Raw genomic sequence first — 21,990 nt, 5'->3', positions numbered from 1 at the left:
GCCGCATGGCTGGATCTATACCTCTATGGCTACCCGGACCGTGCGATCGCCGTCTGCCACCTTCCCCCTCCCCAGGAGCGAGACATGCTCGACCTCACCTCCGTTGATCTGCTCGACGCGTTCACCCAGGAGCTGAAGCTGTGCAAGCTCAAGCCCGATGAGCACGTCGTCGTCCTGTCCGAGCCCACCAGCCGCGGCGACTACGTGGCGGCCGCCTTCGGCGCGGCCAAAGCCTGCGGCGCGCATGTCATCGCCGCCACGGTCCCCGGTGGCAATCCGTCGCCCTCGGACAGCACCCGCACCGGTGCCGGACCCGGTCTGAGCGCGGTGCTCGGCGACACCGCCGCGCAGGATCTGCTCAAGGCCGCCGACCTCGTCGTGGACCTCACACGAGAGGGCTTCATCCACGCCCCGCTCCAGCAGGAGATCATGCGGACGGGCACCCGCATCCTCTTCGTGTGCGACGCCCCCGACGTACTCATCCGCAATCTCCCGGGGCCGGAGGACAAGGCGGAGGTACTCAAGGGCGTGAACCTGCTGAGGAGCGCGTCCGTCATGCGGGTGACCTCGGAGTCCGGCACCGACCTGACCGTCGAACTGCCGGGCTCCAAGCCGGAGTTCCAGGTGGGCTTCGCCGACGACCCGGGCCGCTGGGACCACTGGCCGAGCACCATGGTCCTGTGCTGGCCGCGGTTCTCCGAGGGCCGGATCGTGCTCTCCGAGGGCGACATCCTGCTGCCGTTCAAGGAGTACGTACGTCAGCCGGTCACTCTGGAGATCGCGGGCGGGAACATCGAGAAGGTGTCCGGTGGCGCCGAGGCCCACCTGCTGAACACCTTCTTCGACGACGCGGACGACGAATGGGGACGCAGCCTGTCGCATATGGGCTGGGGCCTGATGCGCACCGCCGACTGGTTCGCCACCGCCCTGTACGGCAAGGAAGAGCTGATGGGCATGGACGCGCGGGCGTTCGCCGGGAACTTCCTGTGGTCCACCGGACCCCACCCCGTACTCGAGCGCGAATCGTACGCACACGTCGACATCGCCATGCGCGGCTGCACCGTCTCCGTCGACGACCAGGAGGTCGTCACCGCGGGCCGGCTCGTCGACTTCTGATCCCGCCGCCGCACCCGCATCTGGAGAGAACATGGCATCCACCCAATCCCTCGACGTCGTCATCGTCGGCGGCGGGCTCGGCGGAATGACCGCCGCGCTGTCGCTGCGGCAGCGCGGCCATCACGTGACCGTGCTGGAGCAGGCACCGCGGTTCGGCGAGATCGGCGCGGGCATCCAGACAGCCCCCAACGCGAGCCGAGTCCTGCTCGGGCTGGGGCTGCGCAGGCAACTGGAGGCCATCCACACCGAGCCCCAGGACCAGGTGCGGCGCCGGTGGAAGGACGGCAGCATCATCGGACTGACCCAGCTCGGCGACTACTGCAAGCGGCAGTACAACGCGCCGTACTGGCACTACCACCGGGCCGATCTGCACGGTGTCCTCACCGATGCCTGCGTCGAGCCGACCGGCCCCGGCCCGGTGGTCGAACTGCACACCTCGAGCCGGGTCGGCGAACTGGACCGCGGCAACCCCCGCCGCCCCGCGGCCGTGACCGAGGACGGCCGGCGCTTCGAGGCCGATGTGCTGATCGGCGCCGACGGCATCCGGTCCCGGGTCCGCGACCTCATGGGCCTCCCGGACACCCTGCTGTTCTCCGGCGAGATGGCCTTCCGGGCCCTCATCCCCGGCGACCTCATCGCCGCCGACCCGGCCACGCGCTTCTTGATGGACCGCTTCCAGAGCACCATCTGGTACGGCCCCGACCGGCATCTGGTCCACTACATGATCCGCGGCGGCGAGTACCTCAACGTCGTCGGCTGCGTCCCGTGCACGGACGACGTCGCCGAGAAGTGGACCGGCTCGGCCACCGCGGAAGACCTGGTGAACGCCTACGAGGGCTGGGACGACCGGGCGGCGGCGATGCTGTCCAAGGCCAAGGAGGACGTGCTCTCCTTCGCCCTCTACCACCGCCGGCGCGACCCGGTCTGGATGGACGGCCGGGTGGCCCTCCTGGGCGACGCCTGCCACGCCATGCTGCCCTACCAGGCCCAGGGGGCCTCCCAGGCCATGGAGGACGCCGCCGTACTGGCCGAAGAACTGGGCCGTATCAACGCCGACGGCGTCGAGGGCGCGCTGCGTCGCTACGTGGACCGGCGGGCCAAGCACGCCGGCATGGTCCAGGACGCCTCGCTTCAGAACAAGACCTTCTACCACTACCCCGACGGCCCGCAGCAGGAGGCCAGGGACGCCCTGCTGCGGCGCGGCTTCGACGGCGAATCCGACGTCTCCTACCACTGGTTGTGGAGCGGCAGCCCGCTCGACGACCCGGACCTGGGCGCCTTCGACTACCGCTTCGCCCGCTGAATAGACCCTCCCATCCCCCATCCCCCTCCCCAACCCCTCCCCCACTTGTCACTCGCCCCCTCCGGGGCCACTTCCGGCTCATCCACCTCGGTGTCGCCCCGCGCGGGCACATCCCTCGAACACCCCGTGGAGCGACAGTGAAAACAGGCGACCAGATCGTCCAGGACCTCCCATGGAGATGGGGGGTCCAGGGCAGGATCTTCATCATCGGCGGCCTCGGCTACCTCTTCGATGCCTATGACATCGCCCTCAATGGCTTCCTGATGCCGCTGTTGGGCGACCACTTCCACCTCTCCCTCTCCGAGCGGGGCCTGGTGGCCACCGCCAATCTGGTGGGCATGGCCGTGGGCGCGGTGACCTGGGGCGCGATAGCCGACCGCATCGGACGCAAGAAGTCCTTCAGCGTCACCTTGCTGATCTTCGCGGTGTTCTCGGTGGCCGGTGCCCTGGCCCCGAACTACGCGATCTTCCTTGCCCTGCGCTTCATCGCGGGTGTCGGACTGGGCGGTTGTGTTCCCGTCGACTACGCCCTGGTGGCGGAGTTCTCCCCGACGAAGTACCGCGGCCGTGTGCTGACCGCACTGGACGCCTGGTGGCCGATCGGCGTGACCCTGTGCGGTCTGGTCTCGACGGCCATGCTGTCCATCGAAGGCAACTGGCGGTGGATGCTCAGCGTGATGAGCATCCCGGCGCTGCTGCTGTTCTGGGTGCGCAGGGGTGTGCCCGAGTCGCCCGTCTACCTCAGCAAGAAGGGCAGGGAGGCCGAGGCACGGGCCGTCATCGACGATCTGGTCGCCCGCACCGGAGCGCCCGTCGAGCCGTACGCCATTCCCGCCCCGGTGCACGAGGCCCGGGGGAACGGCCCCCGCGCCGCGCTCGAACAGCTGCGTGCGGTCTGGAAGTTCAGCCCGCACATCACCTCCGCCGCCTGGCTGCTGTTCGCCACCGTCATGCTGGTGTACTACGCGGCGCTGAGCTGGCTGCCGTCCATCCTCAAGGAGGAGGGCCTCGGCGACACGGCCGCCTTCATGAGCACCACGCTGATGAGCGCGGTCGGCATCGTCGGCGTCCTGACCTCCACGGTGCTGGTGGACGCGGTCGGCCGGAAGTGGCTCATCGGGATCTCGGCCCCGATCGCCTCGCTCGCGCTGGTGGTGTTCGCGCTGGTGATGCGGATGCCGACGGGTTCCATCGTGGCCATCGCCGTCTTCGGCTTCCTGATGCAGCTGACCATCCCCGCCATGTACGCCTACGTCTCCGAGCTGTACCCGACCACGCTGCGGGCCAGCGGTTTCGGCTGGGCGTCCTCGTTCAGCCGGGCACTGACCGGTTTCGCCCCAATGCTGTTCGGCTCGGTGATGTGGCCGCTGCTGGGACTGCCGCTGACGTTCGGGGTACTGGCCGTGGCCGTCCTGGCGGCCGTCGTCTGGACGGCGTTCGCGGCGCCCGAGACCAAGGGACGCGATCTCGACGAGGACGACCCGACCGCTGTGCCCGCCCATGTGTCCCCGGAGCCGGCCGTCGGTCAGACGGTGCGCTGAAGGGTTAGCCCGCCCCGACCGGGCCGCCCGGGTCGGCCTTCGAAACGACAGGAGAAACATGAAGCCCGCTCCCTTCCGGTACCACCGAGCGCGCGACGTCGAGGGCGCCACGGCACTCCTGGCCGAACTGGCCGACGAAGCCAAGGTCATCGCCGGCGGTCAGAGTCTGGTCGCGATGATGAACTTCCGGCTGGCCCGGCCGGGGCACCTGGTCGACATCGCCGGTCTGCGCGAACTCGACCACCTCGGAGTCGAGTCCGACGGCGGACTGCACATCGGCGCCCTCACCACCCATCACACGGTGGAGACCGCGCCCGCGGACCGGCTCGGGGCGGGTTTCGGGGTCATCCGCGATGCCATGCGGTGGATCGGCCATCTGCCGATCCGGACCCGCGGCACCGTGGGCGGCAGTATCGCGCACGCCGACTCGACCGCCGAGTGGTGCCTGCTTGCCGTGCTGCTCGACGCCGAGTTCGTGGCCCACAGCCCGCGCGGGCGGCGGCGCATCCCGGCCGGTGAGTTCTTCTTCGGCTACTACACCACCGCCCTGGACCCCGACGAGATCCTCGTGGAGATCGTCTTCCCCCGCCCCGCGCCGCACGCGGCGCTCACCGAGTTCGCCGAGCGTCGCGGAGACTTCGCCATCGTCTCCGCGGCGGTCGATCTGGCGACCGACGGCCAGGACGTCCTCGGCGGCCGGGTGGCTCTGGGCGGTGTGGCCGCGATGCCGGTACGCGTGCCCGAGGCGGAGGCCGTGCTCGCGGCCGGCGGCTCGTTCCGGGACTGCGCGGAGGCGGCGGCCTCCGCCGTGGATCCGCCGAGCGACGCAGGCGGCAGCGGCGACTACCGCAAGCACCTCATCCGCAATCTGATCGAGCGAGCCTGTGAGGAGGCGATGTCACGATGACGTCCGCCAGGGCCGACCGGCTGGTCGGCAGGTCGGTGGCGCGCCGCGAGGATCCCCGGCTGCTGTCCGGGCGCGGCCGTTTCGTCGACGACATCGAGCTGCCCGGCATGCTGCACGCGCAGTTCGTCCGCAGCACGGTCGCTCATGGGACGATCACCGAGATCGATCTGACGGGGGTGCGTCAGGTCCCGGGTGTCGTCGCCGCGTTCACCGCCGCCGACCTGGCGCTGGGTGATATCACCGCCCGACTCGGCCGCCCGCTCTCGGAGTTCGTGCCGACCGCCATGCCGGTCCTCGCCCGCGACCGGGTCCGCTACGTCGGCGAACCCGTCGCCGTGGTGATCGCCCGCGACCCCTACCTCGCCGAGGACGGCCTGGAGGCCGCCAGGGTGACGTACGCGCCCCTCCCGCCCATCACCTGCGAGGAACAGGCCCTCGCCCCCGACGCTCCGCGGGTGCACGCGGAGGCCGCCGAGAACACCCTGGTCGATGTCAGCCTGTTCGCCACCGAGGGCATCGACGAGATCTTCGACCAGGCTCCCTGCGTGGTCCACGTCGATGTGCGAACCGGCCGGCAGAACGCCCTGCCGCTGGAGACACGGGGCGCGGTGGCGCAGTGGGACGCCCGGGAGGAACAGCTCGTCCTGCACACCTGCACCCAGACCCCGCATCAGGTGCGGACCGTGGCCGCGCGCTGTCTGCGGCTGGACGAGCGGGCGGTGCGGGTGATCGTCCCGGACATGGGCGGCGGCTTCGGCCTCAAGTGCGTGGTCGGCCGCGAGGAGATCGCCGCCGCGGCGGCCGCGCTGCGGCTCGGGCGGCCCGTCAAGTGGATCGAGGACCGTAAGGACGCCCTGTCCGCCTCGTTCCTCGCCCGGGAACAGCACTACACCGCACGCGCCGCCTTCGACGCCGACGGCCGGATCCTCGGCCTCGACACGGAGGTGGTGTGCGACATGGGCGCCTACTCCTGCTATCCGTTCACCGCCGGCATCGAGCCGCTGATGGCCTCCGCCGAGATGCCCGGCGTCTACAAGGTCCCCGCCTACCGGGTGCGCGGCCGGGCCATCGCCACCAACAAGGCGCCCACCGCGCCCTACCGGGGCGTGAGCCGCCCGCAGTACGTCATGGCCATGGAGCGGCTCATGGAACGCGCTGCCCGTGAACTGCGCCTGGACCCGGTGGAGATCCGGCGCCGCAACGTCATCACCGACTTCCCGTACACCGGCGTCAACAACATCACCTACGACCCCGGCTCATATCTGGAATCCCTCGACCTGTGCGAGCGGGCGCTGCGCGAGGCGGGCTGGTACGACCGGCAGGCCGCGGCCAGGGCCGAGGGGCGGCACATCGGGATCGGCTTCAGCTGCTTCAGCGAGCGCACCGGCTACGGCTCCGCCGCCTTCGCCCAGCGCAAGATGGAGGTCGTGCCCGGGTTCGACCTCGCCGAGGTGCGCATGGACACCAGCGGCGCGGTCACCGTCACCACCGGCACCATCAGCCACGGGCAGAGCCATGAGACGACCATGGCGCAGATTGTCGCCGATACCCTCGGCCTCGACTTCACCAAGGTCAAACTCCACCAGGGCGACACCGACCGCATCACCTACGGCTGGGGCACCTTCGCCAGCCGCTCGATCGCGATCGGCGGCAGCGCCGTACGTCTGGCGGCGGGCAGACTCGGCGACAAACTCCGCGCCATCGCCGCCGCCGAGTGGGGCATCCCCCCGGAGGAGACCGAGCTGGACCGGGGCCGGGTCCGCCGACGCGACGACCCGGATGCCGCACTCAGCTACGAGCACCTGGCCGACACCGCCTACCTCAAGTCGCATCTGCTGCCCAAGGACATCGACCCGGGCCTCACCGCCACCGCCGTCTTCGACGTCCACAACGACGGCACCTTCTCCAATGCCACCCACGGAGTGGTGGTGGAACTGCACGAGGGCACCGGGCAGGTGGAGATCCTCGCCTACTTCTGCGTCGAGGACTGCGGTGTCGCCGTCAATCCGCAGGTGGTGGAGGGGCAGTGCCGGGGCGGCATCGCACAGGGCATCTCGGGGGCGCTCTTCGAGCAGATCACCTACGACGCCCAGGGCGAGCCGTCGGCCACCAGCTTCATGGACTACAAGGTGCCCACCGCACATGAGATCCCGGAGGTGGTGATCCACCATCTGGAGACCCCCTGCGCCTTCACCGAGACAGGCGCGAAGGGCGCCGGTGAGGGCGGCACCATCGGCGCCCCCGCCGCCGTGCTCAACGCCGTCAACGACGCATTGCGGCCCACCGGCGTCGAACTGGACAACACACCCATCACACCGGAGACGGTCCACCGTGCCCTGACCCCCCGCACCCCGGAGCAGACACCATGAACGACACCACCGGCCTGGGCGACGACGTCCAGCTCATCACGCTCGACGTCAACGGCACGTCATACGAGGTGATCTCGGCGCCGCGCCGCACCCTGGTGGATGTGCTCCGCCACGATCTGCGGCTGACCGGCACCCATGTCGGCTGCGAGCACGGGATCTGCGGAGCCTGCACCGTGCTCGTCGACGGGCTCCCGGTCCGGGCCTGTCTGATGTTCGCCGCCCAGGCGGAGGGGGCGCGGATCACCACCGTCGAATCCCTCGCCGACTCCGGCACCGGCGAACTCAGCGATCTCCAGCGGGCCTTCACCGAACACCACGGCTTGCAGTGCGGCTTCTGCACCCCCGGCTTTCTGATGTTGGCCCAGGGCTTCCTCGCGGAGCGGCCGGAGGCGACCAAGGAGGACATCCGGGAGGTCGTCGCCGCGAACCTGTGCCGGTGCACCGGCTACCAGACCATCGTCGAGGCGATCGACGCCTGCGCGACCGCCCGGCGCTCCCAGCGGGCCATGGGCGCCGAGGAGGAATCATGCAACTGATCAATACCGTTTCCGTCCAAGCCGAGCCCGACGCGGTGTTCGCGCTGCTCGGCGACGTCCAAAGAGTGGCGTCCTGTATGCCCGGCGCCGCTCTTGAAGGCCGTGACGGCGATGCCTGGCGTGGCGCGGTCAAGATCAAGGTGGGCCCGATCTCGGCCGCCTACGCCGGTACCGTGCGCTTCCTGGAGATCGACGAGGAAAAGCGGAGGCTGCGTGTCCACGCCAGTGGCGCCGATACGCACGGCAGCGGCGACGCCGAGGCCGAGGTTTCCCTGGAGGTCGTCCCGGCCCAGGACGGCGCCCAGCTGAACCTCTCCACCGACCTGGTGATCCGGGGCAAGATCGCCCAGTTCGGCAAGGGAGCCATCGGGGCGGTGTCCGACAAGATCCTCCAGCAGTTCGCCCAGAACCTCGGCAACCTGCTCCTTCAGCAGAACGGCGCGGAAGCGCTCCCCACCACCGGCGCGGCGCCCGCCGCGTCCACTCCCGCGGCCGTCGCCCCCGCCGAGGCGCCCGGTGAACTCAACGGGATGGTGCTGATCGCGGGCCCGCTGCTGAAGAAGTACGGCCCGATCGCGGCCGCGTTCCTGCTCGGGTTCGCTCCGGGCTGGCTACTGGGGAGGCGCCGATGAGCGGCGGACTGTACGGAGTCGCCACCAACCGCACCTACCGGCGGGCCGGCTTCGGTGCCGCGGTGCGGCGCGGCAGCCGTCCGGCGATCGTCGTGGTGGACCTGACCCGGGGTTTCACCGAGGACTCGTACCCCTCGGGCGCCGACCTCACCGAGGTCGTGGCCGCCACCACGCGCCTGATCGAGGCGGCCCGGCCCGCGGAGGTGCCGGTGATCTTCACCGCGATCGCCTACACCGAGGCCGAGGCGTCCGGTGACGCGGTCGCCTGGCTGCGCAAGGCTCCCGGCATGCGCGCCTTGGTCGAGGGCAGTGAGGCCGTGGCCGTCGACCCGCGGCTGCCCATGCGGCCGGGACACGATCACCTGGTGGTGAAGAAGGGGGCCTCGGCCTTCTTCGGCACCGGCCTCGCCGCCACCCTGACCGGTCTGGGCCGCGACACCGTCGTGGTGTGCGGCGCCACCACGAGCGGCTGTGTACGGGCCACCGTGGTCGACGCGGTCCAGTCGGGCTTCCCGGTGCTGGTGCCCCGTGCCTGCGTGGGCGACCGGGCCGAGGGGCCCGCGGACGCGGCGCTCTTCGACATCCAGGCCAAGTACGGCGACGTCGTCACCCTCGATGACGCCGTCGGCTACATCGGCTCCGTTCCCGCCCCGGCGGCTCCTCGAGCGGCCCGGCGTTCCCACCGACGAGGAGACAGCACATGACACGGCGTTCGGTCCTTCAGAGCGCACTCGCCGATCTTGCCGAGGTCCCGGCCACGAGCCGGTGGGCGCGCTCCGGAGAGGTACGGCTGCACGCCCTCGACTACGGCGGCGATCTTCCGGCGCTGGTCGTCCTGCCCGGTATCACCAGTCCCGCGGTCACCATGCACTTCGTGGCCCGCGAACTGACCGACCTGGTCAGGCCGGTGGTGCTGGACGTACGCGGCCGGGGTCTTTCGGACGAGGGCGACGGATACGGGCTGGAGGAGTACGCCGAGGACACCGAAGCCCTCATCACCCACCTCGGCCTGGACCGTCCGCTGCTCCTCGGCCACTCCATGGGCGCGCGGATCGCGGCGGCCGTCGCGGTGCGTGCCAAGGTGCCCCTGCGCGGCACCGTGCTGGCCGATCCGCCGATGAGCGGCCCGGGCCGCGGCCCCTACCCCACCACCCGGGAAGTGTTCCTGCGGCAACTCGCCGAAGCCCGGCGCGGAACGGACGCCGACGAGGTGGCCGCCTCCTGGCCCACGTGGCCGCGGCGTGAACAAGAACTGCGGGCCCGCTGGCTGTCCAGTTGTGCCGAGGAGGCCATCGTGGCCACGCACCACGGCTTCGAGCACGAGGACTTCTTCGACTGGTGGCCCCGGGTGCCCGGACCGGCCCACATGCTCTACGGGGCGGGCAGTCCCGTCGTGACGTCGGAAGGGGTGCGGGAGGCCGCACAGAGCAATCCACCGGCGCCACTGCACAAGATCCCAGGCGCCGGCCACATGATCTTCTGGGACGCCCCGGCAATCGCCACCGAGACGCTCCGCGGCGCGCTGAAGACCATCCTCTCCCCGCCCGGCACCAGCCCTGAACAGCACGTTCACGGGGGTGGCGGTTCCTGATGAGGCATCAGGTTTTTCCGGGCCACCCGCGATTCCCGGCCGCCTGACCGGTGCCCGCCGCCCCGATTCGGAGGACCAACCCCATGACCGACCATCACATCGGGCTGATCGTGCCCAGCTCCAACCTGACCATGGAGACCGAGCTTCCCCGGATGCTCAACGCACGGGAGTCCATCGCGCCCGACGACCGCTTCGTCTTCCACACCAGCCGGATGCGGATGAAGCACGTCACCCCGGACGAGCTGCGCAATATGAACGCGCAGACCGAACGGGCCGCCCTCGAACTGGCCGACGCGCGGCCCGATGTCGTCGCCACCGCCTGCCTGGTCGCCATCATGGCGCAGGGGCCGGGTCACCACTGTGTTGCCGAGGCCGACATCACCTCCGCGCTGCGGGCCGAGGGCGCCCGGGCCCCCGTGGTCTCCAGCGCCGGCGCCCTGCTCAGCGGTGTCGAGGCGCTCGGCGCCCGCCGGGTCGCGATCATCACGCCGTATATGAAGGAACTCACCGCCAAGGTGGTCGACTACATCGAGGACGCGGGGATCGAGGTGGTCGACGCGCTCAGCCTCGAAGTTCCGGACAACCTGGCGGTGGCCCGCCTGGACCCCGCCGATCTGCGCGAGCACTGGCGCCGCCTGAACCTGGGCAGGGCCGACGCGCTGGTGCTGTCGGCCTGTGTGCAGATGCCGTCGCTGGCGTCGATCCAGCCCGTCGAGGACGAGGCGGGGCTGCCGGTGCTGTCGGCGGCCACCTCCACCGCGTTCCGCATCCTGACGGAGCTCGGGCTGCCGCCCGTCGTGCCCGGCGCCGGGAGTCTGCTCGGCGGCCAGGTCTCCAGCCCCGCCGGGAGCGGCGCCGGAACGATGGCCGGTAGGAGCTGACAGGAGGCGTCCGTGCGCGATGTGCTGGAGCCGCCGGGCTCCCGGTGGGCCGAGGGCAAGGCGTCCGCCCCGGCCACCGTGGTGGCCGCCCACCACTCGGCGCCACACCGGCCGGGCGCGTCCATCGATGGCCTTGGGCCGGCGCACCGGGCGGGACCGATCCACCTCGGTACCGGCCGGTGAGCCCGTGGCCGGGGCCGAAGGGTGCGCCGGCGCCCGCCCCACTGTCCCTCGGCGTCAACCGTGCGTGCTTAAGTAGGTTCCATGACTGATCCCACCCCGCCCGCCGAGACCGGTCCAAAGGCTCCCACCGCCTTGACGGCCGCGCCCGGCTATCAGGTCCGCCGTCTCTACCAGGCGTATCTCGCCGTGTGGGCACGGGAGGTGGACCCGGTCCTCACCGGCCCGCAGTTCGCGGTGCTCCAGGCGGTGGAAGCCCATCCCGGCCAGGACCAGCGGTCCATGGCCGCCGCGGTCGCCCTGGACACCTCCACCATGGCGGATGTGGCGCGCCGGCTGGAGAACCGTGGTCTGCTCGCCCGGCGAACCGCGGCCGCCGACGGCCGCCGCAAACTGCTCTACCTGACCGACGCGGGCCAAGAGGCCCTTACGGAGGCGAACGACCGGGCGCGCAGGCTCGACAAGATCCTGCTGGAGTCCTTCGACGAGGCGGAACGCGAACGGTTCGTCGTCAAGCTGAAGGCGCTCGCCGACCGCTGGGAGGGGCTGGTGGAAGCGGCATAGCGGGCCACCGCACCTGGGTGCTCAGCCCACCCCCTTCGTTCGGTTCCTGCCGCTCAGCGCAGTTGCTCGGCCAGTCCGACGATGATGCCCTCCGGGCCGCGGAGGTAGCAGAGCAGATAGCTGTCCTCGAACCGGGCGATCTCGCCGACGAGTTCGGCGCCGTGAGGGCGCAGGCGGGCCACGGTGTCCTCGATGTCGTCGACGGCGAACATCACGCGGTGCGTGCCCAGAATGTTGTGCGGCCGGTTGCGCGGCCCGGCGCCGATCGCCGCGGGGCTGCGGTATTTCGCCAGCTCGAGCCGGCTGAGGCCGTCCGGGGTCCGGACCATAGCGATGTCACAGCGGACGCCGTCGAGTCCGGTGCACTGGTCGGCGAAGAGGCCCTCGACCTCCGCCCTGCCCTCCAGCTCCATACCGAGTTCCACGAAGAACGCGATGGCTGCGTCCATGTCCTCGACGACGATGCCGACGTTGTCCATCCGCTGAATCGCCATGCTGGTTTCTCCTTCGTCCTCGTGCGGCCGGTGGGGGCCGCTGATGTCCCTGGGACGGAGCCGGTGACACGTTCTCGACATCCGCGGGCGCTCTGGTGACCTCGGTCTTCGGTCTTCGGTCTTCGGTCTTCGGTCCGGAGAAGGGGCTCGGTGTCACTCCGCAGGGTTCGACGCCTGACGAAACTGTCTGGGTGAGAAGCCGGTCACACGACGAAACGCGGTGCTGAACGCGCTCTCAGATTTGTAGCCGATCGCGAATGCGAGCTCGGAAATCGATCGTGTTCCGCGGCTCAGGGCATCACGGGCGAGGCTGATACGCCACTGGATCAAATAGTCCAGTGGCGCGGTTCCGACCTGCTTCTTGAAAGAGGAGGCGAACGAGGAACGTGACATACAGCTGATATCGGCAAGCTCTTTGAGTGTCCAGGAGCGCGCCACATCCGCGTGCATGGCACGCAGCGCGGCACCGATACCGTCGTCGCTGAGTGCTCCCAGCCAGCCGGTGGGTCGCTCGGCCTGGTCGGCGTGGGCGCGCAGCATGTGGACGAACAGAATCTGCGCGAGATGCTCCAGGACCAGAGAGCTACCGACGGCAACTGCTTCGACCTCGGCGACCATGAGTTCACTCAGATGTGCCAGGAGCTTCCCGCGAGGGTCCGCGGCCCGTACGTGCACCAGCAGCGGCAGAACATCGGTGAGGCCATGCGCGTTCGTACCCTCGAACGAGAAGTGCCCACCGCAGAGGTAGGTGTCTTCCTCGGCCTCGGATCCGATGCGGACGGCGCCGTCCGTAGCGCTCTCCCACACCGACTTCGCATGACGCGGTATCGCGCTGAGCTCGCTGGCCAGGATGTAGGGCGGGGGGTTGCCCAGCAGGTAGAAGTCGCCCTCTTCCAGCAGTACGGGTGCATGCCCTCCGAGGACCAGCCAGCATTCGCCGCGCGCGACGACGCCGAGCTTCACGTGTGGGAACTGGTCGAAGCGCAGGGCCCATGCGCCTGAGGCATGGAGGCCGGGTTCAACCACGGTGCGGGGACGCAGAAGGCCGATGGCGTCGGCGATCAGATCGCTGGAGTCGAGCACTGACCGCTCCTCTGGATGATGCGTAAAGAATTGTGGACGTTACGTGATGCATCGTACTGCCCCCTCCCGCAGTATTGCTGTCGAGACAGATCAGCGCAGGAATCTATGGAGGTACTCCCATGGGGCAGCTCGAGGGCAAGACGGCTGTCGTCACCGGCGGCGGCACCGGAATCGGCCTGGCCACCGCCGTGCGGCTGGCGGCTGAGGGCGCGCACGTTTTCATCACCGGTCGACGCAAGACGGAGCTGGACGCCGCCGTCGAAACCATCGGCGCGACCAGGGCCAGTGCGGTGCCCGGCGACATCACCGACATGGCCGACCTGGACCGGCTCTACGACGCGGTCCGGTCCCGGGGCAGGGGTCTTGACGTGCTCTTCGCCAATGCGGCGGCCGGTGCGTTCGTGCCGTTGGAGCAGATCACCGAAGAGCACTTCGACCAGGTCTTCGGAGTCAACGTCCGGGGCACGCTGTTCACCGTGCAGAAGGCGCTTCCGCTGCTCAACGACGGTGCCTCGGTCATCCTGACCGCCTCCACCGCCGCGGACAACGGCCAGGAGGCATTCGGCACGTACGCAGCCTCCAAGGCCGCCATCCGGTCATTCGCGCGAACGTGGTCCAACGAACTCAAGGGCCGTGGCATCCGGGTCAACGCGGTCTCGCCGGGCGGGGTCGAAACTCCCGGGCTCACCGACATCGTCGGTGGCGGAGAAGCGCTGGCCGCCGTCAAGGACCACGTCGCCGCGACCGTGGCGAAGGGGCGTATAGGCCGTCCCGAGGAGGTCGCCGCGACCGTGGCGTTCCTCGCCTCCGATCAGAGCAGCTACATCGTCGGCGCCAACATCTACGTCGACGGCGGACAGAACCAGATCTGAGAAGCACGCCACCGACCACCCGGGGGCGCCTGGCGCGCGGACCGGAGCCCCCGAACGCCCTCATCCGTGACAGAAAGGCACGGTGACCATCACCATCCACGAAGGCCGCGGCACGAGCTTGCCGTCCACCTCGCGCGGCAGCCGGCGGCTTGACGCCCACCTTGCGCCGCGCCAGTGCCGGTAGGCCCCGGCTCCTCAGTCCCCGGCGCTCCCCTCCAGGACCAGCGTCAGCCGCCGGATGGCCGCCCGTACCCCGTCGCCGTACGGATCCTCGCCGAGCGCACCGGCGGCCGCCCGCGCCAGCGCCAGCTGGTCCCGGGCCGCCTCCTCCTGGCCCAGCTTCAGATAGCCCGAGGCCACGTTGAGGTGGAGGGAGGGGAAGAACGCCCGTGGCGCCAGGGCACCGGTGAGCCCGTCCGCCGCGGCGAGCGCCCGCAGGTTCCAGATCAGCTCGTCCAGAGGGTCGTCCTGGGTGTCGGCCAGATAGTGGGCGAGGGCGCAGCGGTGGAAGGGGGCGCCGTCCCGTTCGATCTCCCGCCACAGCGCGGCGAGGCGATTGCGCGCCTCCTCCCGGTCACCGCCCCGGTGCAGCATGACCGCCTGCCCGATCCGGGTCAGTACGGCATCGCCCTCCGGCGCCTCCCGCTGCGCTTCCGTCATCGCGGCCTCCCGTCCTTCGAGAGAAGCTACGGGGTGTCCCGCGGCTCATGCACCGTCCGCCACGCCCCGCCCGGCGTGTCGTGGCCCGGCGGGGCCCCGGGAGTGCCGTTCGGCGCGCCGTAGCGGTGGGCCAGCTCGGCGACGGCGCGGGCGACGGCGGAGCGCAGCTCGGGCGGCCCCAGCACCTCGGCGTCGGTGCCCAGCCGCAGCATGTCGTGAACCGCGACCGGCAGCGACTCCACGGGGAGTACGACACGCCGCCGCCCCCGGTCGTCGGGCGGGCCCGCCGCGGCCGCCGCCTCCTCACCCACCGCGCCGAACTGCATCGGGAGCAGCTTCACCCCGCGCTGGGAGAGCAGGAGTTCGGCCTCGCCCTGGAAGCGCGCGGACTCCAGCCGGCGGGACGACTCCTCCCAGTGGGCGGCGAGGTCGAACCCGGCGGGCCGTTCGAAGACCTCCGCCAGCAGCTCGGCGCCGAGGATCCGCGACACCCGGTAGCTGCGCACGCTGTCCTCGACCCTGGCCACCAGGTACCAGATGCCGCCCTTGAGGACGAGGCCCAGCGGGCACAGCTCCCGCCGCACCTCACCGCGCCAGCGGCGGTAGTGCACCCGCAGCACCCGCCGCTCCCATACGGCCTCGGCGGCGGCCGCCAGATGGGGCACCGGCTCGGCGTCCCGGAACCAGCCCGGCGCGTCGAGGTGGAAGCGCTCCTGGATGCGGCGGGAGCGCTCGCCCAGCTCGGCCGGGAGCGCGGCCCGCAGCTTGAGCTGGGCCGTGGTGAGGTCGGCGGCCAGGCCCAGCTCGGCGGCCGGGCCGGGCATCCCGGCGAGGAAGAGCGAGTCGGCCTCGTCGCCGGTGAGCCCGGTCAGCCGGGTGCGGTAACCGTCGAGCAGCCGAAAGCCCCCGGCGGGGCCCCGGTCGGCGTACACCGGCACCCCGGACGCGCTCAGCGCCTCCACATCGCGGTAGACGGTGCGCACCGAGACCTCGAGCTCGGTTGCGAGCTCGGGCGCGGTCATCCGGCCCCGGTTCTGGAGCAGCAGGAGCAGCGAGAGAAGGCGGTCGGCGCGCATGCGGTCCATTGTGGGCGCCGTACCTGACAGGAGATGTCAGGTACGGCGGCCAGAGTGGCTCCCGCAGCCGATCCGGCCCCCGAAAGGAATCCACCATGACCACGCACACCACCGGCCACTTCACCTACGCCGACTGGCAGGAGACGGCCCTCGATGAGGCCGAGGGCGGTGCGAAGCTGGCCCGGGCCGTGGTGACGAACGCCTTCTCGGGCGGCATCGAGGCACCGCGGACCAGCTGTCAGTACGCGATCACCTATCGGTCCGACAAGACCGGCGTCTGCTGCGGCTACGAGCTGCTGACCGGCACCCTCGACGGGCGCGCGGGCAGCTTCGTGGTGGTGCAGCACGGCAGCTGGGGCGAGGACGCCGCCGTCCACTGCGCCTTCGAGGTGGTACCCGGATCCGGCACCGGCGAGCTGACCGGACTCACCGGATCGGGCACCTTCACCGCCGGCCAGGGGATCACCGAGATCCCCTACAGCTTCGCCTACGCGCTCTAGGCCGGCTCCAGGCCCCCGTCAGGCGCCGAGGTCCGGGATCCGCCAGTCGATCGGGGTGTGCCCCTGGGCCTTGACCGCCTCGTCGATCTGGGTGAAGGGGCGCGAGCCGAAGAACTTCTTCGCCGACAGCGGGGACGGGTGCGCCCCCTTCACCACCGCATGCCGCGAGGCGTCGATCAGCGGCAGCTTCTTCTGGGCGTAGTTCCCCCAGAGCACGAAGACGGCCGGGTCGGGGCGCGAGGCCACCGCGCGGATCACCGCGTCGGTGAACTTCTCCCACCCCTTGCTCTTGTGGGAGTTGGCCTCGCCGCCCCGGACCGTCAGCACCGCGTTGAGCAGCAGCACGCCCTGCTCGGCCCACGGCATCAGATAGCCGTTGTCGGGCACCGGGTGGCCGAGCTCCTCGCCCATCTCCTTGAAGATGTTCCGCAGCGAGGGCGGGGTCTTGACCCCGGGCCGCACCGAGAAGCACAGACCGTGGCCCTGACCCTCGCCGTGGTACGGGTCCTGCCCGAGGACGAGCACCTTCACCTGGTCGAACGGCGTGGCCTCCAGGGCGGCGAACACCTCCTCGCGCGGCGGGTACACCGGCCCCTTGGCCCGCTCCTCCTCGACGAACTCGGTGAGCTCCTTGAAATAGGGCTTCTCCAGCTCCTCGCCGAGGACCCCGCGCCAGGACTCGGGCAGCACATAGGGCACGTCTTCAACCTCCGGTCGGTGTTTCCGTCTTACGGACACAGAACCTACCGGCGGCCACCGACAACGCCCCACACGGACCGGGCGCCGGCGCGGGGCCCTGTGCCCTGGGCGCGGGGCCGGACCGGGCGCCGGTCAGCCGAGTCCGGCGCGCAGGAGGATGCCGCCGTCCACCACGAGCGTCTGACCGGTGACCCACGCCGCCTGGTCGGAGGTGAGGAAGGCGGCCGCGCCCCCTATGTCCTCCGGCACGCCGAGCCGTTTGAGCGGATAGGCCGCGGCGGTCTCCTCCTCCCGCCCCTCGTACAGGGCGGTGGCGAACTTGGTCTTCACCACCGCGGGCGCGATGGCGTTGACCCGTACCCGCGGGGCGAACTCCTGGGCGAGCTGCACCGTGAGGTTGATCATGGCGGCCTTGCTGACGCCGTAGGCCGCGATGAACGGCGACGGCGCCATCCCGGCGAGCGAGGAGATGTTGACGATCGAGCCGCCGTTCTCCCGCTGCCACGCCTTCCAGGTCCGCTGGGCGAAGCCCAGTGCCGAGACCACATTGGTCTCGAAGACCTTACGGATGACATCGAGGTCGAGGTCGGCGATGGGCGAGTAGACCGGGTTGGTGCCGGCGTTGTTCACCAGGTGGTCGACCCGGCCGAACGCCTCCATCGTCCGCTCGACGGCGGCCGCCTGGTGCGCCTGGTCATGGGCCTTCCCGGCGACATGGATCGCACGGTCGGCCCCGAGCCGCTCCACGGCCTCCTTGAGCGCGTCCTCGTTGCGCCCGGTGATGCACACCTTGTCGCCGCGGGCCACCATCGCCTCGGCGATGGCGTAGCCGATCCCCCGGCTCGCCCCGGTGATGAGCGCGACCTTGCCGCTGTCCTGTATCTGCTCGGTCATGCTGGTCTGTGACTCCTGATCAGTTGAGCGGGCCGCCGGCCACGTACAGGACCTGGCCGGAGACGAAACCGGCCGCCTCGCCGGTGAAGAAGGCGATCGCGTTGGCGATGTCGCCGGGCTCGCCGACCCGCTGCACCGGGATCTGGCTCGCGGCCGCCTTCTGGAAGTCCTCGAAGCCCCTGCCGACGCGCTCGGCGGTCGCGGCGGTCATGTCGGTGGCGATGAAACCGGGCGCCACGGCGTTGGCGGTGACGCCGAACTTGCCGAGTTCGATGGCGAGGGTCTTGGTGAAGCCCTGCATTCCGGCCTTGGCCGCGGCGTAGTTGACCTGGCCGCGGTTGCCCAGCGCCGAGCTGCTGGAGAGGTTGACGATCCGGCCGAACCCGGCATCCACCATGTGCTTCTGGCAGGCGCGCGACATCAGGAACGCGCCCCGCAGATGCACGTTCAGCACGGTGTCCCAGTCGGACTCGCTCATCTTGAAGAGCAGATTGTCGCGGAGCACACCCGCGTTGTTGACCAGGATGGTCGGCGCGCCGAGCTCCTCGGCGACCCGCGCGACGGCGGCCTCGACCTGCTCGGCGTCCGACACATCGCAGCCCACGGCGATGGCCTTGCCGCCCGCCTCGATGATCTTCTCCACGGTGCCCGCGCAGGACCCCTCGTCGAGGTCGAGCACGGCGACGACGCGACCCTCCTCGGCCAGGCGCACGGCGGTCGCCGCGCCGATGCCGCGGGCCGCGCCCGTCACGATGGCAACGCGCTGCTCGGTGGTGGACATGCGGGTTCTCCCTCGCATCGATGGCGGCTCACCGTCCCGGTCCCGGGAGTGAGCAACCGCTTAGTCTCTCCTGCGCACGTGACGCTATGAGGCCCGCCACCGCCTGTCAACGACCGCTCTTATGCACTCGCTCACCTCGGGTCGCTTTCACCCGCCTTTCGGCTCGCCCGCCCGGGGTCTCACCGCACCAGCAGATCGAGCAGCCGCTCGACCTCCGCCTCCGCGTCCGCCGTCAGACCGGTGTGCACCGGCCCCGGCTGGACGACCGTGGAGCGCGGGGCGACGAGCCAGCGGAAGCGCCGCCCCGCGTCCTCCTCCGCCGCCTGACCGGCCCGCTCCCCCCCGCAGCAGACGCACTCCACCGCGTGCAACGCGGCCCGTACCGCCGCCACGTCGGCCGAGGGGTCCAGGGCGCGCAGCCGGTCCTCGTCCAGATGGACCCGGGCCGCCACGAAGGAGGTGGCGCGGCAGTAGACGAGGACGCCCGCGTTGATCAGCTCACCGCGCTCGACCCGGGGAACCACCCGCAGCACGGCGTATTCGAAGACATCCCGGCCGTTGTGGAACCCGCTCACTTCGACGCCTTTCCATCGACCCACACCCGCAGCCACCGGGGGGCCTTCGACGGGCCCTCATCGGTGCGCTCGCCGAGCGTGATCCTCGTCCCGACCGTGGCCGCCCGCTCCAGCAGCACCTCGACATAGGCGCGGCGCACCGCGTCGGGGCCGTCGAAGCCCGGCTCGTCGGCCAGCCATTCGCCGGGGACGTCCGCCACCACCTCGGTGAGCAGCTCCTCGGTGATCAGCGGCGCCAGGGCCGCGCCCGCGGCGGCGACGTCCGGTGCGAACGGCGCGAGGACGTGGTCGGTGGCGTCGTACGGCTTGGCGGCGGCCTTGTCCAGCCCGCGCCAGCCGTGGTGCCAGATCATCGTGGCGCCGTGGTCGATGAGCCACAGCCGCCCGTGCCAGACCAGCATGTTGGGGTTGCGCCAGGAGCGGTCCACATTGCCGATGAGCGCGTCGAACCACACGATCCGGCCGGCCTCCTCCGGGCCCACCTCGAAGGCGAGCGGGTCGAAGCCGAGCGAGCCGGGGAGGTAGTCCATGCCGAGGTTGAGCCCGCCACTGGCCTTGAGCAGCTGCTGCACCTCCTGGTCCGGTTCGCTCAGGCCGATCACCGGGTCCAGCTGGATCCGCACCAGGTCCGGGACCCGCAGCCCCAGACGGCGGCCCAGCTGACCGCAGACGACCTCGGCGACGAGGGTCTTGCGGCCCTGTCCGGCGCCGGTGAACTTCATGACATAGGTGCCCAGATCGTCGGCCTCGACGATGCCCGGCAGCGATCCGCCCTCACGCAAGGGCGTGACATAGCGGATCGCGGTGACTTCAGACAGCATTTGCCCAGGTTATCGGTGCCGACCGGCCCGGTGGACCGCATCCGGCCGGTGGCACCGGCACCGTATCGACGCGCGGTCGGTACGGTGCCGGTGTGTCTCCTACGGCGGCGGGAGCATGTCCGGCTCGGCGACGAGGAGAGCGGTGCCGGGCAGCCGGGGCATTCCCGGCGGAGCGCTCAGCGGACCCGGTCCACGCGGCGCTCGTCCCAGACCGGCTCCGCCGTCTCGCGGACGACACCGTCCGAGCCGAAGACCAGGAAGCGGTCGAAGGACCGCGCGAACCAGCGGTCGTGGGTGACCGCCAGCACCGTGCCCTCATAAGCCGCGAGCCCGTCCTGTAGCGCCTCGGCCGACTCCAGGTCCAGGTTGTCCGTGGGCTCGTCCAGCAGCAGCGCCGTCGTCCCGGCCAGTTCGAGCAGCAGGATCTGGAACCGGGCCTGCTGACCGCCCGAGAGCCGGTCGAAGGTCTGGTCGCCCTGGCGGTCCAGCTCATAGCGGCGCAGGGCGCTCATCGCGCGCCCCCGGTCCCGGGCGTGCTCGGTCCACAGGATGTCGACCAGCGTGCGCCCGAAGAGCTCAGGATGGGCGTGGGTCTGGGCGAAGTGGCCGGGCACGACCCGCGCGCCCAGCTTCCACTCCCCCTGGTGGGCCACGCTCTGACCGGCCAGCAACCGCAGGAAGTGGGACTTGCCCGAGCCGTTGGAGCCCAGCACGGCCACCCGCTCGCCGTAGAAGACCTCGAGGTCGAAGGGGCGCATCAGCCCCTCGAGACCCAGCGCCCGGCAGGTGAGCGCCCGCACCCCGGTGCGGCCGCCCGCGAGCCGCATGGTGATGTCCTGTTTGCGCGGGGGCTCCGGGGGCGGCCCGGCCTCCTCGAACTTCCGCAGCCGGGTTTTGGCGGCCTGGTAGCGGGAGGCCATCTCATCGCTGCGGGCCGCGTACCGCTGCATGTCCAGCACCAGCCGTTTGAGCTGGGCGTGTTTCTCGTCCCAGCGCCGCCGGAGCTCCTCGAAGCGCTCGAACCGCTCCTCGCGGGCCTCGTGGTAGGTGGCGAAGCCTCCGCCGTGCACCCATACGTCGCTGCCCGCCGGGCTCGGCTCGACGCTGACGATCCGGTCGGCCGCGCGGGCCAGCAGCTCCCGGTCGTGGCTGATGAACAGCACGGTCTTACGGGTCTCACGCAGCCGCTCCTCCAGCCACTGCTTGCCCGGTACGTCCAGGTAGTTGTCGGGCTCGTCGAGCAGCAGCACCTCGTCGGGCCCGCGCAGCAGCGCCTCCAGCACCAGCCGCTTCTGCTCGCCGCCGCTGAGGGTGCGCACCTGGCGCCACTGCGCCCGTTCGTAGGGCACTCCGAGCGCCGCCGTGGTGCACATGTCCCACACCGTCTCGGCCTCGTAGCCACGCGCCTCGGCCCAGTCGCTCAGGCTCTGGGCGTAGGCCATCTGGGCGGCCTCGTCATCCCGCTCCATGATCGCCAGTTCGGCCTCGTCGACCGCGCGGGCGGCGTCGCGGACCCGGGGCTGGGCCACCGACACCAGCAGGTCGCGCACCGTCCGCTCATCGCGCACCGAGCCGATGAACTGCGGCATCACCCCCAGCGAGCCACTGACGGTGACCGTGCCGCCGTGCGGCTCCACCTCACCGGAGACCAGCCGCAGCAGCGTGGTCTTGCCCGCCCCGTTGGGCCCGACCAGGGCGGCCACCGTGCCCTCCGCGACGCGGAACGACACATCGCCGAGCAGCAGCCGGCCGTCGGGCAGGAAGTAGGCGAGGTGCGCGGCCTCCAGATGTCCCATGGCCAGGCATTCTCATGGCACGGCCGGGTGGTCGGCAAAGAGATTTTTTCCGGCCCCGGCCCGAGGACGCCCGCACGCGGCTGAACGCGGCGGCCCCGCGCTCCGTATGGAAGGGTGAA

At 70.8% G+C, this 21,990-nt stretch carries 24 protein-coding genes; 14 read left to right on the top strand and 10 right to left on the bottom strand.

The annotated features are described in order from the left end of the window. Positions 1 to 84 precede the first annotated feature (84 nt). The 12 genes from NQU54_RS38330 (at position 85) to NQU54_RS38275 (ending at position 11,620) form a co-directional block, all read left to right on the top strand. On the top strand, positions 85 to 1,116 hold the full coding sequence (locus NQU54_RS38330) for a 2,5-dihydroxypyridine 5,6-dioxygenase NicX family protein (protein ID WP_257635013.1): 1,032 nt from the start codon (positions 85 to 87) through the stop codon (positions 1,114 to 1,116). A 31-nt stretch (positions 1,117 to 1,147) separates the two neighbouring features. After that, a complete protein-coding gene (locus NQU54_RS38325; RefSeq protein ID WP_257635012.1) occupies positions 1,148 to 2,419 on the top strand; it encodes an FAD-dependent oxidoreductase in 1,272 nt (423 codons plus the stop codon). A gap of 137 nt (positions 2,420 to 2,556) precedes the next feature. Further along, positions 2,557 to 3,960, top strand: coding sequence for an MFS transporter (locus NQU54_RS38320; protein WP_257635011.1), 1,404 nt, complete (start codon positions 2,557 to 2,559; stop codon positions 3,958 to 3,960). 58 nt (positions 3,961 to 4,018) lie between these two features. Next, positions 4,019 to 4,867: an FAD binding domain-containing protein gene (locus NQU54_RS38315; RefSeq protein WP_257635010.1), complete on the top strand. Its 849-nt coding sequence runs from the start codon at positions 4,019 to 4,021 to the stop codon at positions 4,865 to 4,867. After that, entirely contained in the window at positions 4,864 to 7,236 is a 2,373-nt protein-coding gene (locus NQU54_RS38310; RefSeq protein WP_257635009.1) for a xanthine dehydrogenase family protein molybdopterin-binding subunit, read from the top strand. The genes NQU54_RS38315 and NQU54_RS38310 overlap by 4 nt, the downstream gene beginning before the upstream one ends. Beyond that, a complete protein-coding gene (locus NQU54_RS38305) occupies positions 7,233 to 7,772 on the top strand; it encodes a (2Fe-2S)-binding protein (protein ID WP_257635008.1) in 540 nt (179 codons plus the stop codon). The genes NQU54_RS38310 and NQU54_RS38305 overlap by 4 nt, the downstream gene beginning before the upstream one ends. Next, on the top strand, positions 7,763 to 8,404 hold the full coding sequence (locus NQU54_RS38300; protein ID WP_257635007.1) for an SRPBCC family protein: 642 nt from the start codon (positions 7,763 to 7,765) through the stop codon (positions 8,402 to 8,404). Before NQU54_RS38305 ends, NQU54_RS38300 begins: the two co-directional genes overlap by 10 nt. After that, the gene (locus tag NQU54_RS38295; protein ID WP_257635006.1) at positions 8,401 to 9,108 is read left to right on the top strand and encodes an isochorismatase family protein; all 708 of its coding nucleotides are present in this window, start codon (positions 8,401 to 8,403) and stop codon (positions 9,106 to 9,108) included. The genes NQU54_RS38300 and NQU54_RS38295 overlap by 4 nt, the downstream gene beginning before the upstream one ends. Next, positions 9,105 to 9,995: an alpha/beta fold hydrolase gene (locus NQU54_RS38290; protein ID WP_257635005.1), complete on the top strand. Its 891-nt coding sequence runs from the start codon at positions 9,105 to 9,107 to the stop codon at positions 9,993 to 9,995. Before NQU54_RS38295 ends, NQU54_RS38290 begins: the two co-directional genes overlap by 4 nt. A gap of 83 nt (positions 9,996 to 10,078) precedes the next feature. Then, the gene (locus NQU54_RS38285; RefSeq protein ID WP_306279481.1) at positions 10,079 to 10,876 is read left to right on the top strand and encodes a maleate cis-trans isomerase family protein; all 798 of its coding nucleotides are present in this window, start codon (positions 10,079 to 10,081) and stop codon (positions 10,874 to 10,876) included. Between the two features lie 12 nt (positions 10,877 to 10,888). Further along, complete coding sequence (locus NQU54_RS38280; protein WP_257635004.1) at positions 10,889 to 11,059, top strand: hypothetical protein; 171 nt, start codon at positions 10,889 to 10,891, stop codon at positions 11,057 to 11,059. A gap of 81 nt (positions 11,060 to 11,140) precedes the next feature. Then, on the top strand, positions 11,141 to 11,620 hold the full coding sequence (locus NQU54_RS38275; RefSeq protein WP_069873754.1) for a MarR family winged helix-turn-helix transcriptional regulator: 480 nt from the start codon (positions 11,141 to 11,143) through the stop codon (positions 11,618 to 11,620). A gap of 53 nt (positions 11,621 to 11,673) precedes the next feature. Here the strand turns inward: NQU54_RS38275 and NQU54_RS38270 are convergent, their stop codons facing one another. Beyond that, a complete protein-coding gene (locus NQU54_RS38270) occupies positions 11,674 to 12,114 on the bottom strand; it encodes a VOC family protein (RefSeq protein WP_257635003.1) in 441 nt (146 codons plus the stop codon). A 153-nt stretch (positions 12,115 to 12,267) separates the two neighbouring features. Beyond that, positions 12,268 to 13,197, bottom strand: coding sequence for an AraC family transcriptional regulator (locus NQU54_RS38265; RefSeq protein ID WP_257635002.1), 930 nt, complete (start codon positions 13,195 to 13,197; stop codon positions 12,268 to 12,270). A 119-nt stretch (positions 13,198 to 13,316) separates the two neighbouring features. Here NQU54_RS38265 and NQU54_RS38260 point away from each other — a divergent pair, with 119 nt between their 5' ends. Beyond that, positions 13,317 to 14,069: an SDR family oxidoreductase gene (locus tag NQU54_RS38260; RefSeq protein WP_257635001.1), complete on the top strand. Its 753-nt coding sequence runs from the start codon at positions 13,317 to 13,319 to the stop codon at positions 14,067 to 14,069. Positions 14,070 to 14,264: 195 nt separating this feature from the next. Here the strand turns inward: NQU54_RS38260 and NQU54_RS38255 are convergent, their stop codons facing one another. Together NQU54_RS38255 and NQU54_RS38250 are read right to left on the bottom strand one after the other, a co-directional pair. Continuing rightward, positions 14,265 to 14,729, bottom strand: coding sequence for a hypothetical protein (locus tag NQU54_RS38255; RefSeq protein ID WP_069873752.1), 465 nt, complete (start codon positions 14,727 to 14,729; stop codon positions 14,265 to 14,267). Positions 14,730 to 14,755: 26 nt separating this feature from the next. Beyond that, complete coding sequence (locus tag NQU54_RS38250; RefSeq protein ID WP_502362212.1) at positions 14,756 to 15,805, bottom strand: helix-turn-helix transcriptional regulator; 1,050 nt, start codon at positions 15,803 to 15,805, stop codon at positions 14,756 to 14,758. A 95-nt stretch (positions 15,806 to 15,900) separates the two neighbouring features. Here NQU54_RS38250 and NQU54_RS38245 point away from each other — a divergent pair, with 95 nt between their 5' ends. Further along, a complete protein-coding gene (locus tag NQU54_RS38245; protein ID WP_257634999.1) occupies positions 15,901 to 16,305 on the top strand; it encodes a DUF3224 domain-containing protein in 405 nt (134 codons plus the stop codon). Between the two features lie 18 nt (positions 16,306 to 16,323). Here NQU54_RS38245 and ung read toward each other — a convergent pair whose 3' ends face one another. The 6 genes from ung to NQU54_RS38215 form a co-directional block, all read right to left on the bottom strand. Then, positions 16,324 to 17,004 (bottom strand): uracil-DNA glycosylase, encoded by a 681-nt coding sequence (ung, locus tag NQU54_RS38240; RefSeq protein WP_069873746.1) that lies wholly within the window; start codon positions 17,002 to 17,004, stop codon positions 16,324 to 16,326. Between the two features lie 132 nt (positions 17,005 to 17,136). Continuing rightward, a complete protein-coding gene (locus NQU54_RS38235) occupies positions 17,137 to 17,898 on the bottom strand; it encodes an SDR family oxidoreductase (RefSeq protein WP_257634998.1) in 762 nt (253 codons plus the stop codon). A 19-nt stretch (positions 17,899 to 17,917) separates the two neighbouring features. Beyond that, positions 17,918 to 18,679 (bottom strand): 3-oxoacyl-ACP reductase FabG, encoded by a 762-nt coding sequence (gene fabG, locus NQU54_RS38230; protein ID WP_257634997.1) that lies wholly within the window; start codon positions 18,677 to 18,679, stop codon positions 17,918 to 17,920. A gap of 179 nt (positions 18,680 to 18,858) precedes the next feature. Further along, on the bottom strand, positions 18,859 to 19,254 hold the full coding sequence (locus tag NQU54_RS38225) for a DUF3037 domain-containing protein (protein ID WP_069873740.1): 396 nt from the start codon (positions 19,252 to 19,254) through the stop codon (positions 18,859 to 18,861). Beyond that, entirely contained in the window at positions 19,251 to 20,075 is an 825-nt protein-coding gene (locus NQU54_RS38220) for a HipA family kinase (protein WP_079256508.1), read from the bottom strand. The genes NQU54_RS38225 and NQU54_RS38220 overlap by 4 nt, the downstream gene beginning before the upstream one ends. 176 nt (positions 20,076 to 20,251) lie before the next feature. Beyond that, positions 20,252 to 21,871 (bottom strand): ATP-binding cassette domain-containing protein, encoded by a 1,620-nt coding sequence (locus tag NQU54_RS38215; protein WP_257634996.1) that lies wholly within the window; start codon positions 21,869 to 21,871, stop codon positions 20,252 to 20,254. Between the last annotated feature and the right edge of the window lie 119 nt (positions 21,872 to 21,990).

This window comes from Streptomyces malaysiensis subsp. samsunensis (assembly GCF_024519315.1).
GTDB classification, from domain to species: domain Bacteria; phylum Actinomycetota; class Actinomycetes; order Streptomycetales; family Streptomycetaceae; genus Streptomyces; species Streptomyces malaysiensis.
The sequence above is the reverse complement of the archived record's forward strand: the minus strand, read 5'-3'. Positions and strand labels throughout refer to the sequence as shown.

Bases quoted from the DNA above. Each gene is read 5' to 3' on its own strand.
- NQU54_RS38330 (WP_257635013.1), top strand. From the start codon at position 85: ATGCTCGACCTCACCTCCGTTGATCTGCTCGACGCGTTCACCCAGGAG.
- NQU54_RS38270 (WP_257635003.1), bottom strand. From the start codon at position 12,114: ATGGCGATTCAGCGGATGGACAACGTCGGCATCGTCGTCGAGGACATG.
- NQU54_RS38275 (WP_069873754.1), top strand. From the start codon at position 11,141: ATGACTGATCCCACCCCGCCCGCCGAGACCGGTCCAAAGGCTCCCACC.
- NQU54_RS38245 (WP_257634999.1), top strand. From the start codon at position 15,901: ATGACCACGCACACCACCGGCCACTTCACCTACGCCGACTGGCAGGAG.
- NQU54_RS38315 (WP_257635010.1), top strand. From the start codon at position 4,019: ATGAAGCCCGCTCCCTTCCGGTACCACCGAGCGCGCGACGTCGAGGGC.
- NQU54_RS38220 (WP_079256508.1), bottom strand. From the start codon at position 20,075: ATGCTGTCTGAAGTCACCGCGATCCGCTATGTCACGCCCTTGCGTGAG.
- NQU54_RS38325 (WP_257635012.1), top strand. From the start codon at position 1,148: ATGGCATCCACCCAATCCCTCGACGTCGTCATCGTCGGCGGCGGGCTC.
- NQU54_RS38235 (WP_257634998.1), bottom strand. From the start codon at position 17,898: ATGACCGAGCAGATACAGGACAGCGGCAAGGTCGCGCTCATCACCGGG.
- NQU54_RS38215 (WP_257634996.1), bottom strand. From the start codon at position 21,871: ATGGGACATCTGGAGGCCGCGCACCTCGCCTACTTCCTGCCCGACGGC.
- NQU54_RS38255 (WP_069873752.1), bottom strand. From the start codon at position 14,729: ATGACGGAAGCGCAGCGGGAGGCGCCGGAGGGCGATGCCGTACTGACC.
- NQU54_RS38290 (WP_257635005.1), top strand. From the start codon at position 9,105: ATGACACGGCGTTCGGTCCTTCAGAGCGCACTCGCCGATCTTGCCGAG.
- NQU54_RS38300 (WP_257635007.1), top strand. From the start codon at position 7,763: ATGCAACTGATCAATACCGTTTCCGTCCAAGCCGAGCCCGACGCGGTG.
- fabG (WP_257634997.1), bottom strand. From the start codon at position 18,679: ATGTCCACCACCGAGCAGCGCGTTGCCATCGTGACGGGCGCGGCCCGC.
- NQU54_RS38310 (WP_257635009.1), top strand. From the start codon at position 4,864: ATGACGTCCGCCAGGGCCGACCGGCTGGTCGGCAGGTCGGTGGCGCGC.
- NQU54_RS38285 (WP_306279481.1), top strand. From the start codon at position 10,079: ATGACCGACCATCACATCGGGCTGATCGTGCCCAGCTCCAACCTGACC.
- NQU54_RS38305 (WP_257635008.1), top strand. From the start codon at position 7,233: ATGAACGACACCACCGGCCTGGGCGACGACGTCCAGCTCATCACGCTC.
- NQU54_RS38260 (WP_257635001.1), top strand. From the start codon at position 13,317: ATGGGGCAGCTCGAGGGCAAGACGGCTGTCGTCACCGGCGGCGGCACC.
- NQU54_RS38295 (WP_257635006.1), top strand. From the start codon at position 8,401: ATGAGCGGCGGACTGTACGGAGTCGCCACCAACCGCACCTACCGGCGG.
- NQU54_RS38250 (WP_502362212.1), bottom strand. From the start codon at position 15,805: ATGCGCGCCGACCGCCTTCTCTCGCTGCTCCTGCTGCTCCAGAACCGG.